Source organism: Nitratidesulfovibrio vulgaris str. Hildenborough (assembly GCF_000195755.1).
GTDB classification, from domain to species: domain Bacteria; phylum Desulfobacterota; class Desulfovibrionia; order Desulfovibrionales; family Desulfovibrionaceae; genus Nitratidesulfovibrio; species Nitratidesulfovibrio vulgaris.
The window spans coordinates 913,042-930,422 of record NC_002937.3 but is presented as its reverse complement, the minus strand read 5'-3'; the positions used below and the strand labels follow the sequence as shown (position 1 = coordinate 930,422).

Genomic DNA, 17,381 nt, shown 5'->3' with positions numbered 1-17,381 from the left:
GGCTGGCGCGCCCCTTCCACAGAAACCCGCAACCACCGGAGCCAACCGTGTCTCTTCTCTCCCAACAGATATCCGGCTACATGGAACGGGCCTCGTGGATCCGCAAGATGTTCGAGGCCGGGATCATCCTCAAGCAGCAATACGGCGAAGACGCCGTATGCGATTTCAGCCTCGGCAACCCCGACCTGCCCGCCCCCGCCGCTGTGGGCGACGGCCTGCGCGCCATGGCCGACAGGGCTGGCGAACCTTTCGCCTTCGGGTACATGCCCAACGGCGGTTACGCGTGGGCGCGCCAGAAGCTCGCTACGCACCTTTCAGCAGAGCAGGGAGTGTCCCTCACAGGCGACGACGTGGTGCTCACCTGCGGTGCTGCCGGCGGGCTCAACGCCTTCTTCCGTGCCGTTCTCGACGAGGGCGACGAAGTGCTCTCCATGGCTCCCTATTTTGTCGAGTACGGGTTCTATGTCGAGAACCATGGTGGCGTGTTCCGCACCGTGAAGACGCTGCCCGACACCTTCGGACTCGACCTCGACGCCATCGAACTGGCCATGACCCCCCGTACGCGCGCGGTCATCATCAACTCGCCCAACAACCCGACCGGGGCCGTGTATTCCCGTGCCGAACTCGAAGGGCTTGCCGACATCCTCGCACGGGCCAGCGCCCGCAACGGTCGCCCCGTCTTCCTCATCGCCGACGAACCCTACCGTTTTCTCGCCTTCGACGGTGCTGAAGTGCCATCAGTGCTTCCTCTCTACGACCACAGTCTCGTGGTGAGTTCGTTCTCGAAGAACCTCTCGCTGGCTGGCGAGCGCCTCGGCTACATCGCCCTGTCGCCCCGCATGGAGAACCGCGGCAAACTCGCCGCCGGACTCCTGCTCACCAACCGCATTCTCGGCTTCGTCAACCCGCCGGTCGTAGGCCAGCACATCATGGCGGCGGCGCTGGGCGCACAGGTCGATGCCAGCATCTATGCCCGCAGGCGCGATGTGATGGCCGAAGTGCTCACCGAGGCGGGGTACGACTTCCAGATGCCCCGCGGCGCGTTCTACTTCTTCCCCAAGGCGCCGGGCGGTGACGACGTCACGTTCGTCAGCCGCCTCATGGAGGAGCGCATCCTTGCCGTGCCCGGTTCAGGCTTCGGCGGTCCTGGGCATTTCAGGCTGACCTTCTGTGTCGATGAAACGATCATCCGCCGCGCAGCAGAGGGCTTCCGTCGGGCCCGTGGCTGATGAGCCACGCGGTTCGGCAGTCTGGCGACCAACACACCCTCTGACAGGGTGACGGCGGACGCCCGGCGGGGACCACAGCCCGCACGGGCTGCCGGAAACGGCACGAACGCCGACCGCGCGTACACGACAGCAAAGGAGAGCGGCACCGCACCCCGGTGCCGCCTTCCCTTGACTTCTGCCCGGAAGTTCCGTAACGAACCTCCTCTTACGACGTTCTACGGGGTACCCATGTTCGACAGTCTATCCGACAGACTTACGCAAGCGTTCCGCAAATTCAGCGGACAGAGCCAACTCGACGAGAACAACATCCAGGAAGGCCTGCGCGAAGTGCGTCTCGCCCTGCTGGAGGCCGACGTCAATTTCAAGGTCGTCAAGGATTTCATCGATCGGGTCAAGGAACGCTGCCTCGGACAGGACGTACTCAAGAGCCTCACCCCGGCACAACAGGTCGTCAAGGTCGTCCACGACGAGCTTGTCGAACTTCTGGGCGGCGGCACCACCGAACTCGACCTGCGCGGGGCACAGCCCGGTGTGATCATGATGGTGGGCCTGCAGGGTTCGGGTAAGACCACCTCGTCCGCCAAGATCGCCAACCTGCTGCGCAAGCGCAAGATGCGTCCGTATCTCGTGCCTGTCGACGTATACCGCCCTGCGGCCATCGACCAGCTCGTGACGCTGGCCCGACAGCTCGATATACCATATTATCAGTCCACGCCGGACATGAAGCCGCTGGACATCGTCCGTGCGGCCCTCGCCGACGCGAAAGAGAAGCAGTGCACCGCCGTACTGCTCGACACCGCAGGCCGTCTGCACGTCGATGAAGCCCTGATGGACGAACTGGCGGCCCTCAAGGCCACCTTCGCGCCGCAGGAGATTCTCTTCGTGGCGGACGCCATGACGGGTCAGGATGCCGTCACGGTGGCCGATGCCTTCAACGAGAAGCTGGGCATCACCGGCGTCGTGCTCACCAAGATGGACGGTGACGCCCGCGGCGGCGCGGCCCTTTCCATCAAATCGGTGACGGGGGCCTCGGTCAAGTACGTCGGCATAGGCGAAAAACTTTCGGACATCGAGGTATTCCACCCCGACCGTGTTGCGGGGCGCATTCTCGGCATGGGCGACATGCTCACCCTCATCGAGAAGGCCCAGAGCACCATCGAAGCGGACGAGGCGGAGGCCCTCACCAAGAAATTCCAGCGCGCTTCTTTCGACCTCGAAGACTTCCGCACCCAGATGCGCCGCATGAAGAAGCTGGGTTCGCTCGAAGGCATCCTCAAGATGATTCCCGGCATGGGCGCCCTGCGCGACAAGCTTGGACAGATGAGCGTGCCCGAGAAGGACATGGCCCGCATCGAGGCCATCATAAGCTCCATGACCATGAAGGAGCGGCGCAACCCCGATGTCATCAACGGCAGTCGGCGTGCACGCATCGCCAAGGGGTCGGGCACCACGGTGCAGGAGGTCAACCAGCTTCTGCGGAATTTCGAGCAGATGCGCGAGATGATGAAGCGTGTCATGAATATGGGCAAGCCCGGCGGCGGCCGCATGCCCCGTATCCCCGGTATGGGGGGTATGGGTGGCATGGGCGGCGGCATGGGGGGTCTCGGTGGACTGGGGGGGCTTGGCGGCCTCGGCGGTCTCAGAGGCGGAATGCCCGGCATGGGCGGACTCCCCGGCATGGGGGGGCTGCCCGGTGGCTCTTCGGCCACCAAGAAGAAGAAACAGCGCGACAAGAAGAAGCGCAAGAAACGTTGACAAAAGGCGGGTAAGGTGACCCCCTTGCCCTTTTTCCGCATACCGTAGTATAGCAAAATATAATGGGAGACTACGAACATGGCCGTTAAGCTCAGACTGACCCGCATGGGCAACAAGAAGCGTGCTTTCTACCGGATCGTCGCCGTCAACAGCGAAACCCGCCGCGATGGTCGTCCGCTGGAGTACATCGGGTTCTACAACCCCATGGTTGACCCTGCCGAAGTGAAGATCGACGCCGAAAAGGTGCAGAAGTGGCTGGCCCTTGGCGCCGAACCCACCGACACCGTGCGTAACCTGATCAAGAAGCAGCAGGCCTAGCCGGTGCCGGCGAGTCCGGTGGACAGTCGCGGCGGCACCTCGCCAGAATCCTAATCCTGCGGAAGAACCTGTGGAGGTGAGCCATGCTGAAGGAACTCGTCGAGTACATCGCAAAGTCGCTGGTGGACAAACCCGAAGACGTGCAGGTCACTGAAGTCGAGGGCGAACAGACGTCCGTGCTCGAACTCAAGGTAGCCAAGGAAGACCTCGGCAAGGTCATCGGCAAGCAGGGACGCACCGCGCGTGCCATGCGCACCATCCTCAGCGCCGCCTCCACGAAAGCCAGAAAACGGTCGGTTCTCGAAATCCTCGAGTAGCGTGACCACGACAGCAGGGGCAGATGGAAGCCAGTCGCTTCATTGAAATCGGTCTTCTGACGAGACCCCACGGACTGAAGGGGGAAGTCTGCGTCGACTATTACGCAGACTCCCCTTTTCTCTTGGAAGGCACGGTCTACCTCAAGGCCGGGCGTGCTGCGCCGCGCCCTGTCAAGGTGCAGTCCATGCGGATGCACAAGGGCAGGCCACTCGTCATATTCGAAGGCGTCAACGACCGCACGGCAGCAGAGTTGCTTCGCGGTCATGTCATGCTTGTTCCTGAAGACACCCTCCCTGAACTTGATGAGGACGAGGTGTATCTTTTCGAACTCGAAGGCATCTCCGTCGTCATCGACGAGTCGGGCGAACACCTCGGCGTCATCGAACGCATAGACACTGACGCCTATCAGGAAATCTGGGTCATCCGCACGCCACAGGGCAAGGAAGTGCTCTTCCCCGCTGCCGCCCCCTTCGTGCTGGACATCGACCTCGACTCCCGCACGGCGCGCATAGCACCTCCTCCGGGACTGCTCGACATCTACCTGTCTGACTGACCCTCGGTCTGCTCATGCGCTGCACCATTCTCACGCTCTTTCCGGAGTTCTTCGACTCGCCGCTCGATGCCGGTCTCATGGGCAAGGCCCGCGAATCCGGCCTCATCGACGTTGCGCTCGTGAACCCGCGCGCCTATACCACCGACCGTCACAGCACCGTCGACGACCGCCCCTATGGCGGTGGTCCCGGCATGGTCATGCGCGTCGAACCCTGGGAAAAGGCGTTGCAAGGGATTGAAGAACCCGGTCGCATCCTGATGATGGCCCCCAAGGGACGCCCCTTCACGCAAGCCATGGCGCGAGAGCTTGCGCAGGAGGAATCGCTGACCATCCTCTGTGGTCGGTACGAGGGCTTCGACGCACGCCTTGAGGAAATCTACCCCATCGAAGCCGTCTCCATGGGCGATTTCGTCCTCAACGGCGGCGAGACGGCGGCCCTCGCGGTGCTTGAAGCCGTCTCCCGTCTCGTACCGGGCTTCATGGGCAAGGAGGAGTCGGGAACGGAGGAGAGTTTCTCCGCCGGACTGCTCGAATACCCTCACTACACCCGCCCCGAAGACTATGCGGGGCATGTTGTGCCAGAAGTGCTCCGCTCGGGCGACCATGGACGTATCGCCGCATGGCGCAAGGAGTGTTCCCTGCGCCTTACTCTGTCTCAACGTCCCGATATTCTTCCTGAAGCACAACTCGACGAAGCCGACATGGACTTTTTGCGAGGCCTGTCACGCAACCGTCCGGGACGTAACCTCTATTGCGCTCTCGTGCACTATCCTGTTGTTCTCAAAGAGAAAAATTCTGGCGCAACATCTTTGACAAACCTCGATATTCACGATATAGGCCGCAGTTCATGCACGTATGGTCTGGGTGGCTTCTATGTGACAACGCCACTCGAAGACCAGCGCCGTCTTCTCGACACCCTGCTACGGCACTGGACCCTCGGGCCCGGTTCACGCAGCAACCCCGACAGGGCGGAAGCGCTGGGAAGGATCAAAGGTGTGGATGATGTGCGCGCGGCCATAGAGGATATCGCACGACGTACGGGACAGGTTCCCTACGTAGTCGGGACCAGTGCAAAGGGAGCAGGCAATGCCACTCCCGCATCGGTTCGGGCGATGCTCGAAGAAAGGCCCGTGCTGCTCGTCTTCGGCACGGGGCACGGGCTGGCACCAGAGGTGCTTGAAGGATGTGATGCCATCCTGCGGCCTCTCAGGTGGATGGACGGCTACAATCACCTTTCGGTGAGGGCCGCGGCAGCCATCATCATGGACAGACTTCTCGGCGACTGCTATTAGCGTAGGCCGAAGAATTTCGCGAAGCAAAACTCCGGTCCAAGGGGGACACGATCATGGATATCATGAAGAAGATCGAACTCGAACACCTGCGCATGGACCTGCCCAAGTTCCGGTCCGGCGACACCGTGAAGGTGCACCTGCGCATCGTCGAAGGCGAAAAGGAACGCATCCAGATGTTCCAGGGTAACGTCATCCGCATCCACCGCGGCACCACCGGCGGCACGTTCACCGTCCGCAAGGTCTCCGACGGCGTGGGTGTCGAGCGTGTCTTCCCCCTGCACTCGCCCTTCATCGACCGCGTCGAACTCATCACCGAAGGCCGCGTGCGCCGCAGCCGCCTCTACTACCTGCGCGACCTGCGCGGTAAGGCTGCCCGCATCAAGCCGAAGAACCGTTTCTAATACGGTCGTCTTGTTCGCGAAAAAGGGGGGCCTTGCCCCCCTTTTTTGTTGTGGACTCACCACGCTACGGCGTGGTTGGATGACTGCGGTCCAATGTGCAGCCCCGTGCTGTCCAGTGGCCTGTGCATGCCTTCTGACTTCGGCGGGATGCTTTTGCAGAGTGGCGCGTACGGTACCGCCCCCGACAGCGGTGCGTCCCTGCGGGCCATGCCATTCCCATCGCCCGCGACGCGCCCAGCGCCTTGCGGATGTTGCAGCACCGTACGCCCATTGACGGACAGGACGCACAGGACGCATTGCTGGCACTGACACTCCCCACTCCACCCGGACATCCGCCACGGAAGGTTGCCATGCCCCCGCGCCCCCAACGCCTTGCACCTGTTGCCGACCTGCCACCTGTGTTCGCCGGCATCGACGAAGCCGGACGCGGCTGCCTTGCAGGCCCCGTCGTGGCTGCCGCGGTCATTCTCCCGCAGGAGTATGCCCTGCCGGGACTCACCGACTCCAAGAAGCTCACGGCGGCACGGCGCGAATCCCTCGCAGAGGGCATCCGCTCATGTGCCGTGACATGGGGCATCGGCGTTGTCTGGCCGCGAGACATCGACCGCATCAACATCCTGCAGGCGACCTTCCGTGCCATGGCGCGTGCGGTGCGCGTCTTGCGCCAGCCCCCCCCGGCCATTCTCATCGACGGCGACAAGACGCTGCCGCCCCATGTGCTCACCTCGTTATCGTGCGACGGACACCTGCCTACACAGCGGGCCATCATCGGCGGCGACGGCTGCATACCCGCCATTTCTGCGGCGTCCATCCTTGCCAAGACATTTCGCGACCGCCTCATGGACACGCTCGACCGCCGTTACCACGGCTACGGCTTCGCAAAGCACAAGGGCTACGGTACGGCCGAGCACCTTGCGGCCATCGCGGCGCATGGCCCATGTGCGCAGCATCGGCTCACTTTCCGGGGTGTGCGGCCCAACCCCGCAGCCGAGGAACAGCTTACGCTATGGTAGACGCCCGCCATGCCACCGGACAACACGGCGAGGACGAAGCCGCGGCCCTTCTCCAGCGCACCGGGCACCGCATCATCGCCCGCAACTGGCGTCACGGCGGACTCGAACTCGATATCATCTGCGAAACAGGCGACACCATCGTCTTCGTTGAAGTGAAGACCCGTGCCGCCCATGGCCTGACATCACCGACCGACGCCCTGACGCACCAGAAGCGACACCGGCTCATCAGGGCGGCCCGCGCATGGCTGGCAGCCGCCGATGCATGGGACAGGGCCTGCCGCTTCGACCTCGTGTGCGTCACGCAGCGGGGTGCAACCTGCACACTGGAGCATATCACCGATGCCTTCGACCTCACCGAAACTCTGGGTGGTGGCGACACCTCTTGGCAACCCTGGTGACCTGTCGCCCCGCGCACGCGAAGTCCTTGCGGCAGTGGATGTCGTCCTTGCCGAGGATACGCGTCGCACAGGGCTGCTCTTCCAGAAGTGCGGGGTGACGGCCCGTCGCTTCATCAGCTTTCACGACCATAATGAAGACGGACGCATCCCCGAATTGCTGACGATGCTCCAGTCGGGCACGACGGCGGCGCTTGTTTCGGACGCGGGCATGCCGCTCTTCGCCGACCCCGGCTACCGTCTCGTCCGTGCCTGCCGGGACGCAGGCGTACACATTTCGGTGGTTCCCGGGCCGTCGGCACCGCTCACGGCCCTTGCCGCCAGCGGCATCGCCCCGTTGCCGTTCACGTTTCTCGGCTTCCCTCCCCGCAAGGCCAGCGAACAGGAGAAGTTCTTCGCCCCCTTCACCACCGTTGCCACCACGCTGGTCTTCTTCGAGCGCAAGGACAGGCTCGCAGAGACGCTCGCCGTGGCCCATGGCGTGCTCGGCCACCGCGAGTTGTGCGTCGCGCGGGAATTGACCAAGACCCATGAGGAGTTTATCTACGGACGGTTAGAGTGTCACACGGCCATACCTGACGACCTTCTCGGCGAGATCACGGTGGTGATCGGCCCGCCCGAGGAGGCCAGCGTATCCCCGCGTGAGCAAGTGCTCGCCATCATCGAAGAGGAACGCGCGGACGGCGGCAGAACCAAGGATGTGGCAAAGCGCGTACAGCTACGCGTACGGGGCTGGTCTGTGAAGGACGTCTACCAGCTGATGCAGGAGTGAGCTGACGCGCCACAATCGCCCATCAGGGCGGCATGTGCATCCATGGTGGCAGACCGCCATACCTCTTGCGATGTGCAAAGGATAGCGATGCGGTTGCGTATACGGCGCATCCACGGAAGATTGGAGCGGGCTTGACGGCAGGCCCGCAGACGCGTGTACACGTGAACAGGGGGCACTTCCCCATGCCCCACAGCTGACACCAGTGCAGACCGGTGGCCGCAGGATGGCAGCGTCGTTCCCCCTCTACCGTCGGCAGTGCCCCCGAAGTACAGGCACGACGCGACATGCAGCCGGGGCTTCAGCCTGTCCCGCGGCACTCGCGGCGAAGACACAAGTCCGGAGACAACGGCAGCGGCGGAAGACTCCCCCGCCACACCCGAACCAAGCGCGTCACGCAGCCGACGCCAGCAATGCCATGCCAGACGCCCGCACCCTGCTCATATGCCTGCTGCGCACCTATCTCATCGGGGCGTCATTCAACACGCGCGGGCTTCAGAACATCGGCATCGTCTATGCCCTCGAACCGGGATTGCGTGCCATCCATCAGGACCCGAGGGCCTGCCGTGACGCCCGCAAGCGCTACCTGCGCCACTTCAACACGCATCCCTTCTGGACCCCGCTGCTGGTGGGCGTATTCCTGTCGCTGGAAGGCAACATCGCGCGCAAGACCTTTCCCCCGGAATTGCTGGCGTCGGTGAAGGACACCACCGTCTATACGCTCTCGGCCATCGGCGATTCCGTGTTCGGCGGCAGCCTGCTGGTCTTCTGGTCGCTGGTCAGCTGCACGCTGGTGGTCTCCGGTCACGAGATGGCTGCGGCCCTTTTCACGTTGTCGCTCTTTCTCGGCTTGCAGGCATTCAAGGCCCTCACCTTCATCGCTGGGCTGCGCGAAGGGCTCAAGGTTCTCCAGCGACTCAAGCAGTGGGACCTTATAAATTGGGGCGACCGCATCAAGATGTGCAACGGACTGTTGCTTGTGGTGCTATTATGGCGCGTGTGGCCGCACCCCGCGCACGGGCTGCCGTGGGGCATCGCGTGCATCATGCTCTCGGTGGCGGCGCTCATGGTGGGACGCTTTCACATTTCACGCATCTTTCTGGCAGCCTGCGCCCTTGCCGGGGCCTACGCGCTGCCGTGGGCCAGCGACTGGATGTTGCTCGTCCCGTCGTTCTAGGCAACCACGAATAACCGAGGTACGCCCGTGCTCGAAACGATAGAGGAAACCCCCGAAGGCGTGCAGGTCGCCGTCGACGTGCTCAACGAACAGGGGCTGCATGCACGCCCCGCAGCACGCCTTGCGCAGGAGGCACAGCGCTTCGCCGCCCGCATGAGCCTTGTCGTGGACGAGGCCGAGGTGGACGCCAAGAGCATCCTTGATATACTCTCGCTTGCCGCCGCCAAGGGAACACGCATCGTCGTGCGGGCATCGGGCGACGACGCACATGCGGCCGTGGAACACATCGCCGCGCTCTTCAACAACCGTTTCAGGGAATAGGTTCTGCGACGTGGCCCGGGGCATCCTCTACGGCATAGCCGTCTCTTCCGGCATCTCCATCGGCAAGGCGTTCTTCATGGACCGCAGCCGCCAGAGTGCCGCGCATGACATCATCCAGCCCGGGGCTGCGGAATCCGAGGTGGCGCGTCTTGACGAGGCTGCGGCACAGGTCGCTTCCGACCTCGACCGTGCACGCGCGCAAGTGCCCGCCGACCTGCGCGACCATGCCGCCATCATCGACTCGCACCGCATGATATGCCGCGACCCCAAGCTCATGGGCGATGCGGCACGGCGCATCCGCGAACAGAACATCTCCGCGCCATGGGCGCTTGAGCAGGCTGTCGACGCCATCGCCCAGGCCTTTCGCGCCATCGACGACCCGTATATCCGCGAACGCGTGCAGGATGTGCGCGCCGTGGCAGAACGCATTCTTTCGCGTCTTGCTGGCAACGCCCGTGAACTCAAGAGCACGGGCGAGCGCATGGTGCTGCTGGCACACGACCTCACCCCCGCCGACACCATCGAATTGCAGGTGTCGCGCATCATGTCCTTTGCCACGGCGGAAGGGGGCAAGACCTCGCACACGGGCATTCTCGCCCGCAGCCTCCAGATTCCCGCCGTCGTGGGCGTCTCCGGCCTTGAAGAGGCCACCGCCGACGGCGACCTCGTCATCATCGACGCCCTGCGCGGCCGCATCCTCATCGACCCCGACGAGCACGAACTCGCGGAATACACCGAACTGAAGTATCAGTTCGAAAGCTACCAGCGCAGCATCCGCAGGCAGTCCACACTGCCCGCCGAGACACTCGACGGCTACCGCATCGAGGTGCAGTCGAACATCGAACTGCTGGAGGAAGTGCCGCAGGTGCTCGACAGCGGGGCCGACGGCGTGGGGCTGTACCGTACCGAATACGCCTTTCTGGCGCGCAGGCAGCCGCCCTCGGAACAGGACCTCTGCGACGAGTACTCACAGGTGGCCGCGCTCATGTCTCCGCGGCAGGTCGTCTTCCGCACGCTGGATGTGGGCGCGGACAAGATGCTGCGCGAACAGGTACGCATGGAGGAACCCAATCCTGCACTGGGATTGCGGGCCATTCGTTTCTGCCTGCGGCATCAGGATGTCTTCCGCACGCAGTTGCGTGCCATCCTGCGGGCCAGCGTCCATGGCAACGTCGCCCTGCTTTTCCCCATGATCTCGGGCATTCAGGAACTGCGACAGGCACGGCACATCCTTCAGGAGGTGCGGCAGGAACTCGACGCCGAGGGCATACCGCACGCACCCGACATGCCGGTGGGCATCATGGTCGAGTTGCCCTCGGCCGTGCTCATCGCAGATGCGCTGGCGCACGAGGTCGACTTCTTCAGCATCGGCACCAACGACCTCATCCAGTATTCGCTCGGCATCGACCGCGGCAACCGCCACGTCTCGTACCTTTATCAGCCGCTGCACCCCGCCATCGTCCGCTCCATCAAGCTGGTCGTGGACTCGGCCCACCGTGCGGGCATCTCCGTCAGCGTCTGCGGCGAGGTCGCCTCCGACCCGTTCTGCCTGCCCATACTCATGGGGATGCAGATAGATTCCATCTCCATCGCACCGCAGGCGGTGCCCGGCATCAAGCACATCATCCGCAAGACCAACATGGAGGAGTGCAAGACGCTCACCCGTGATGTGCTCAACGCCACCACGGTCTCGACCATCAACCGCATGGTCAAGGAGACCATCTACAACAGGTTCCCAGAGGAACTCACCTTTTTCTCGTCCATGCTCGACACGGACGATTAGGTACCCATACGATGAGCAAGAAAGCACCCGGCGCCAACGTCATCGCCCAGAACAAGAAGGCGCGCCATATCTACGAACTCTCCGACAACCACGAAGCAGGCATCTCGCTCACGGGCTCGGAGGTGAAGAGCCTGCGCGCCGGGCACGTCAACTTCCGCGACAGCTATGTCGACTTCCGCAACGGCGAGGCGTTTCTCGTGGGTCTGCACATCGCCCCCTACGACAACGCCGGGTACGCCCAGCACGACCCCGACCGTGACAGGAAGCTGCTGCTGCACGCCCACGAAATCGAAAATCTCGCCCGGTCCGTGGAACAGAAGGGCTACACGGTGGTGCCCACCAAGCTCTATTTCGCACGGGGCAAGGTGAAGGTGGACATCGCCGTCGGTCGGGGCAAGAAGCTGCACGACCAGCGCGAAGACCTGAAGAGACGCGCCGAAGACCGCGACACACAGCGCGAACTCGCCCGCTTCTAGCCCTTCGGCACAGGTCACGGTAGCTGCCATGTCCCACACTGCGAATGTCACTGCGGAGGAGGCCGTACACGGCCTCTCCGCCGCACAGCGGCGCTTTCTCGAAGGATTGCTGCCCGAAGGCGACAGGCTGTTCTCCGCCGAAGAGACCCTCGTCTTCGGCACAGACGCCAGCCGCAAGTGCGGCACGCCTCTCGCCGTGGTGCGTCCCACCACGGAAGCGCAGGTCGTCGAGTTGCTGCGATGGGCCGACGCAGAACGCCTGCCCGTCTATCCGCGCGCCCGTGCCACCAACGTGGTGGGCGGCTGTGTGCCCCAACGTCCCGGCATCGTGCTGTCCACCCTGCGCATGGCGCGCATCATCGACATCGACGAGCACGACTTCGTCGCCGTGGTGCAACCGGGTGTGATCACCGCCGACCTGCAACGCGCCGTCGAAGCGCGCGGTCTCTTCTACCCGCCCGACCCGGCAAGCCAGAACATCTCATCCATCGGCGGCAATGTGGCCACCTGCGCGGGCGGGATGCGCGCCGTGCGCTACGGCGTCACCCGCGACTACGTTCTGGGACTGCGTGCCGTCCTGCCCGGTGGCGAGGTGCTGGCGACGGGCAGCCGTTGCCACAAGAACGTCGTCGGCCTCGACCTCGTGCGCCTGCTGGTCGGGTCGGAGGGTACGCTGGGCTGCCTCACGGAAGTGACGCTCAAGCTGCTGCCCCTGCCCGAGGCCACGGCTTCGCTGCTGGCCGGATTCTCCGACCTCGGCGCGGCCATGGACGCCGTGCGCAACGTCTTCGCGGCGGGCATCCTTCCCGTGGCACTGGAATTCATGGGGCCTGAAGTGCTGGACTGTGCAGCCCTTCTCAACGATGTGCCATGGCCGAAGACGGTGCGCGCAGCACTCCTGTTCAGGCTTGACGGCAGCCGTGCCGCACTGCCGCTGGAGGTGGACAGGCTGGCAGCCGCCGTGCGCGATGCCGCCCCGGTGTGGTCGGCCGTGGGCGTGGGACGCGACGAGGAAGAACCTCTCTGGACCATCCGCCGTTCCATCAATCCCGCCTCGTTCCTCGTCAAGCCCGACAAGATGAGCGACGACGTGACCGTGCCGCGCGGGAGGCTGCGCGAGGCCCTTGAGGGCATCCGTGCCATCGCCGAGGCACGCAGCCTCACCATTCTCACCTTCGGGCATGTGGGCGACGGCAACATCCACGTGAACATCATGCACGATGCCTCGGTGACGGAAGAACGCGAACACGCCCTCGCCGCCAAGGGCGAAGTCACCGACCTCATCCTTTCACTGGGAGGTACGCTTTCGGGTGAACACGGTGTGGGCCTGACCAAGGCCCCCTATGTGCACCGTCAGCTTTCAAAGCTGGAACGCGGACTCATGGCACAGGTCAAGGCCGCCTTCGACCCGCACGGCATCATGAACCCCGGCAAGGCGTACTGAAGCCGGTGGACGCCGCCGCACATTCCGCGTGCCCGCCACGACCCGCCGCCACGCCTGTGTCCCCTCCGTCGTCCCCCGCTGCCGCCGCTGCCGCCGCTGCCTTTCCTGCCCTTGATGGGGCAGGCGGCCCCTTCAGGAGTTAGCCTCATGACGTCCACGCCTTCGCAAGATGACAAGCAGTGCCTTCTCTGCGGGCAATGCCTCGCCGTGTGTCCCGTCTTTCTCGCCACGGGGCGTGAAGAACTCAGCCCCAAGGCCAAGCAGCACCTTCTGCGCCATTTCAGGGAACGTCCCGAGGCCCTCGCCGAAGCCCCCGTCCGTGTCCTTGCCGACCGCTGCCTCTCATGCGGGCGTTGCGCAGTGGCCTGTCCGCATCACCTGTCAGTGCCCGACGCGCTTGCACGTCTCCGTAGCGGACACCCGCTGTGGCATCAGTGGGTATGGCGACGCTGGATTGAACAGGGACGACTTCTCTGGCCCGCCCTCGCACAGGCAAGCCGACTCGTCCCGCAGGTCGTCGCCCCCGAAGCCCTGCGCCCCATGTTGCGTTCGGCGGCGTCCATGCTTGCTGGCAATCGCCCCGCGCCATGGTTGCGCGTCTCGCACTACGACAAGGAAGCCGGAAAGGGACAGGTCGTGCTGCTCTTCGCCGGGTGCACGGCACGCCGCATACGCCCCCGCTGGTTGCATACGGCCAAGGCGCTGCTGCGACGGCTTGGATACTCCATCGCCGAAGGCCGCGGATTCACCTGTTGCGGCAGTACCCTCGACCATGCGGGCATCCCCGACGCGGCGTCGTCCGCGCGCGCCGTCAACCTTGCGGTATGGCGTGCGGCAGGACGTCCCGTGCTGGCGACCTTCTGCGCCACATGCCACCACGGACTCGCAGCCTACGTCGATGACGACACCCTCGGCTGGGCCGACGGCGAACGCGAGGCATGGCGCGAGTCGTTGCGCCCCCTGTCCACCCTCTGGGGGGCGACGACCTTCGAGACACTCGAAGCCGCCCCCGCAGCCATCCGCTACCACCAGCCCTGCCACTGGTACGGCAAAGACCCCGACCTCGCATGGCTGCGCGACGCCATGCCCGGCAGGGTCACCACTCCCGGCGGCCCGGTCTGCTGCGGCATGGGCGGCGTACTGCAACTGGCCGATGCCCCCCTGTCGCAAGAGGTGGCCTCAGACTGCTGGCACCACCTGCTTCCGTCGGAGGCTGCCGCGTCGCCCGCGCCAGACACCCACTCCGCGACATCCGGCAACGCCCCAGACGGACAGTCACCAGATGTGCCGGGCTTAGCCGGACCAGCGACGGATGACCACACTTCACGGCGTCACAACATCCTGACCGGGTGCAGCGGCTGTACGCTGCAACTCACGGCGACCGCCCCCGCAGATGCCACGGTGCACCACTGGCTGGACATCATCGACCCCGTACCGGCAGCGGTATCGCCCGACGCGTGCCCCGAGTGAGGTGCCTGAACGGGCCAAACCTTCGATTCTCACCTTCTCTCAACGGGATGCGTGTGTCCGCATTGCCAACCCGTGTGAGATGACTTATTTCAGACGGGTTCGGCACCCAGCGTGCCCTCCGCGCCCTCTGGCGCGCCATACTGCCACTCTCCGGGAGAATACATGCTCGGTTTCCTCTTCAAGAAGGTCTTCGGTTCCAAGAACGACCGCTACATCAAACGCCTTCGCCCCATCGTCGCCGCCATCAACGCCCTCGAACCGCAGATGCAGTCCCTCCGCGACGAGGATTTCCCCGTCCGCATCGCCGAATACCGCCAGCAGGTGGAAGAAGGGCGCAAACTCGACGACATGCTGCCCGAAGTGTTCGCACTCGTCCGTGAGGCGGGCAAGCGCGTGTTCAACATGCGCCACTTCGACGTCCAGCTTGTGGGCGGCATGGCGCTGCATCACGGCAAGATTGCCGAGATGAAGACCGGTGAAGGCAAGACGCTGGTCGCCACGCTGCCCGTGGTGCTCAATGCGCTCACCGGCAAGGGCGTGCACGTCGTCACCGTCAACGACTACCTCGCCAAGCGCGACGCCGCATGGATGGGGCAACTGTACAACTTCCTCGGCCTATCCGTCGGTGTCATCGTGCACGGTCTCGATGACGAACAGCGCAAGGCCGCCTACGGCGCCGACATCACCTACGGCACCAACAACGAGTTCGGCTTCGACTACCTGCGCGACAACATGAAGTTCTACGCCGAACAGCTGGTGCAGCGCGGTCACAACTTCGCCATCGTCGACGAAGTGGACTCCATCCTCATCGACGAAGCGCGAACCCCGCTCATCATCTCCGGTGCGTCGGAAGAATCCACCGGGCTGTACCGCCATATGGACGAAATCGTCCGCAAGCTCACGCGCGACACCCACTTCACAGTGGACGAGAAGGCGCGAACGGCCATGCTCACCGACGAAGGCGTGGCCTTCTGCGAAAAGCTTGTGGGCATCGACAACCTCTACGACCCCGGCAACATCACCACCCAGCACCACCTGATGCAGGCGCTCAAGGCGCACAACCTCTTCCGCCGCGACGTGGACTACATCGTCAAGGAAGGACAGGTGGTCATCGTCGACGAGTTCACCGGCCGCCTCATGCCCGGACGCCGTTTCAGCGACGGCCTCCATCAGGCCCTTGAAGCCAAGGAAGCGGTGAAGATCGAAGCCGAGAACCAGACGCTGGCGAGCATCACCTTCCAGAACTACTTCCGCATGTACGCCAAACTCGCGGGCATGACGGGTACCGCCGACACCGAGGCGGTGGAGTTCCATCAGATATACTCGCTCGAGGTGGTCTCCATCCCCACCAACAAGCCCATGCAGCGCAAGGACTTCGCCGACGCCATCTACCGGACCAAGCGCGAGAAGTACGACGCCATAGCGCAGGCCATCGCCGAATTGCACAAGGCGGGGCAGCCGGTGCTGGTGGGCACCATCTCCATCGAGACCTCCGAACTGCTCTCCACCATGCTCAAGAAGACCGGCGTGCCGCACAGCGTGCTCAACGCCAAACACCACGAGAAGGAAGCGGAGATCGTTGCTTTGGCCGGTCAGCGCGGTCACGTGACCATCGCCACCAACATGGCCGGTCGCGGCACCGACATCGTGCTCGGTGAAGGCGTGCGCGAGTTGGGCGGCCTGCACATCCTCGGCACCGAACGCCACGAAAGCCGCCGCATCGACAACCAGTTGCGCGGCCGTTCAGGCCGTCAGGGCGACCCCGGTTCGTCGCGCTTCTACCTTTCGCTTGAAGACGACCTCATGCGCCTCTTCGGTTCCGAGCGCATCTCCGGCCTCATGGAGAAACTCGGCATGGAGGAAGGCGAACCCATCGAAGCGCGCATGGTCAGCCGTGCCATCGAGAACGCCCAGAAGCGCGTCGAAGGCCACAACTTCGAGATACGCAAGACGCTGCTCGACTACGACAACGTCATGAACCAGCAGCGCGAGGTCATCTACACCCTGCGCCGCGACGCCATGAGCGCGCCCGACCTCGGCCCCACCATGGAGGAGTTCCTCGACGACGTGCTCGAGGACGTCTACGCGCCTGCCGAAGGCGGCGAAGCCCCCAGTGCAGACACCGTGGCCGCCGTGTGGGGACGCCTTGCCGATGTCTGCAACATCACCCGCGTGATGCAGCCCGCCCCCGCGCTGCCCACCCGTGACGAGGCCCGCGCCGCCGTCCTTTCCATCCTGCATGAACTGCGCGAGGACACGGGAGAGTCGTACCGCGACATCATCCGCTACTTCATGCTTGAAGAACTCGACCGCTGCTGGAAGGAACACCTGCGCAACATGGACCACCTGCGCGACGGCATCGGGCTGCGCGGCTACGGACAGCGCGACCCCAAACTGGAATACAAGCGCGAAGGCTTCGCCATGTTCCAGGAGATGCTCTTCCGCATCAAGGAAGGCGTGTTCCGTTCACTCACCCGGTTGCGGGTGCAGCGAGTGGAAGAGGAGGCCTTCCGCCACAAGGAACAGCCGGCAGCCGTCGCCTATTCGGGCGGCGAGGCCGAAGCGGGCCCTGCACAGCCGCATCGTGAAGACCCCAAGGTGGGGCGCAACGACCTGTGCCCCTGCGGCAGCGGTCGCAAATACAAGAAGTGCTGTGGCGCGTAGCCT

General features: G+C 64.1%; 17 protein-coding genes. All 17 read left to right on the top strand.

Features of this window, described 5'->3' with window-relative positions:
- Positions 1–47: 47 nt before the first annotated feature.
- The 17 genes from DVU_RS03980 (at position 48) to secA (ending at position 17,378) form a co-directional block, all read left to right on the top strand.
- Positions 48–1,229 carry a pyridoxal phosphate-dependent aminotransferase gene (locus tag DVU_RS03980; RefSeq protein WP_010938142.1) on the top strand — a complete coding sequence of 394 codons (1,182 nt, stop codon included), beginning with the start codon at positions 48–50 and terminating at the stop codon, positions 1,227–1,229.
- Positions 1,230–1,457: 228 nt separating this feature from the next.
- Positions 1,458–2,984 carry a signal recognition particle protein gene (gene ffh / locus DVU_RS03975; RefSeq protein ID WP_010938141.1) on the top strand — a complete coding sequence of 509 codons (1,527 nt, stop codon included), beginning with the start codon at positions 1,458–1,460 and terminating at the stop codon, positions 2,982–2,984.
- 78 nt (positions 2,985–3,062) lie between these two features.
- Positions 3,063–3,302: a 30S ribosomal protein S16 gene (gene rpsP, locus DVU_RS03970; RefSeq protein ID WP_010938140.1), complete on the top strand. Its 240-nt coding sequence runs from the start codon at positions 3,063–3,065 to the stop codon at positions 3,300–3,302.
- Positions 3,303–3,385: 83 nt separating this feature from the next.
- Positions 3,386–3,619 carry a KH domain-containing protein gene (locus tag DVU_RS03965; protein WP_010938139.1) on the top strand — a complete coding sequence of 78 codons (234 nt, stop codon included), beginning with the start codon at positions 3,386–3,388 and terminating at the stop codon, positions 3,617–3,619.
- A 23-nt stretch (positions 3,620–3,642) separates the two neighbouring features.
- Entirely contained in the window at positions 3,643–4,173 is a 531-nt protein-coding gene (rimM, locus tag DVU_RS03960) for a ribosome maturation factor RimM (RefSeq protein ID WP_010938138.1), read from the top strand.
- Positions 4,174–4,187: 14 nt separating this feature from the next.
- Entirely contained in the window at positions 4,188–5,465 is a 1,278-nt protein-coding gene (gene trmD, locus DVU_RS03955; protein ID WP_010938137.1) for a tRNA (guanosine(37)-N1)-methyltransferase TrmD, read from the top strand.
- Positions 5,466–5,518: 53 nt separating this feature from the next.
- On the top strand, positions 5,519–5,866 hold the full coding sequence (gene rplS, locus DVU_RS03950; RefSeq protein WP_010938136.1) for a 50S ribosomal protein L19: 348 nt from the start codon (positions 5,519–5,521) through the stop codon (positions 5,864–5,866).
- A gap of 350 nt (positions 5,867–6,216) precedes the next feature.
- Entirely contained in the window at positions 6,217–6,879 is a 663-nt protein-coding gene (locus tag DVU_RS03945; protein WP_010938135.1) for a ribonuclease HII, read from the top strand.
- Positions 6,873–7,277: a YraN family protein gene (locus tag DVU_RS03940; protein ID WP_010938134.1), complete on the top strand. Its 405-nt coding sequence runs from the start codon at positions 6,873–6,875 to the stop codon at positions 7,275–7,277. The genes DVU_RS03945 and DVU_RS03940 overlap by 7 nt, the downstream gene beginning before the upstream one ends.
- Positions 7,219–8,046: a 16S rRNA (cytidine(1402)-2'-O)-methyltransferase gene (gene rsmI / locus DVU_RS03935; RefSeq protein ID WP_010938133.1), complete on the top strand. Its 828-nt coding sequence runs from the start codon at positions 7,219–7,221 to the stop codon at positions 8,044–8,046. The genes DVU_RS03940 and rsmI overlap by 59 nt, the downstream gene beginning before the upstream one ends.
- 415 nt (positions 8,047–8,461) lie before the next feature.
- Positions 8,462–9,220, top strand: coding sequence for a PTS system mannose/fructose/sorbose family transporter subunit IID (locus tag DVU_RS03930; protein WP_010938132.1), 759 nt, complete (start codon positions 8,462–8,464; stop codon positions 9,218–9,220).
- A 27-nt stretch (positions 9,221–9,247) separates the two neighbouring features.
- Complete coding sequence (locus DVU_RS03925) at positions 9,248–9,541, top strand: HPr family phosphocarrier protein (RefSeq protein ID WP_011792685.1); 294 nt, start codon at positions 9,248–9,250, stop codon at positions 9,539–9,541.
- A gap of 10 nt (positions 9,542–9,551) precedes the next feature.
- On the top strand, positions 9,552–11,324 hold the full coding sequence (ptsP, locus tag DVU_RS03920; protein WP_010938130.1) for a phosphoenolpyruvate--protein phosphotransferase: 1,773 nt from the start codon (positions 9,552–9,554) through the stop codon (positions 11,322–11,324).
- Positions 11,325–11,335: 11 nt separating this feature from the next.
- Entirely contained in the window at positions 11,336–11,800 is a 465-nt protein-coding gene (smpB, locus tag DVU_RS03915) for an SsrA-binding protein SmpB (RefSeq protein ID WP_010938129.1), read from the top strand.
- A gap of 28 nt (positions 11,801–11,828) precedes the next feature.
- Positions 11,829–13,244, top strand: a complete 1,416-nt coding sequence (locus tag DVU_RS03910) for an FAD-binding oxidoreductase (protein ID WP_010938128.1) — start codon at positions 11,829–11,831, stop codon at positions 13,242–13,244.
- Between the two features lie 147 nt (positions 13,245–13,391).
- On the top strand, positions 13,392–14,714 hold the full coding sequence (locus tag DVU_RS03905) for a (Fe-S)-binding protein (protein ID WP_010938127.1): 1,323 nt from the start codon (positions 13,392–13,394) through the stop codon (positions 14,712–14,714).
- A 162-nt stretch (positions 14,715–14,876) separates the two neighbouring features.
- Entirely contained in the window at positions 14,877–17,378 is a 2,502-nt protein-coding gene (secA, locus tag DVU_RS03900; RefSeq protein ID WP_010938126.1) for a preprotein translocase subunit SecA, read from the top strand.
- Positions 17,379–17,381: the final 3 nt, after the last annotated feature.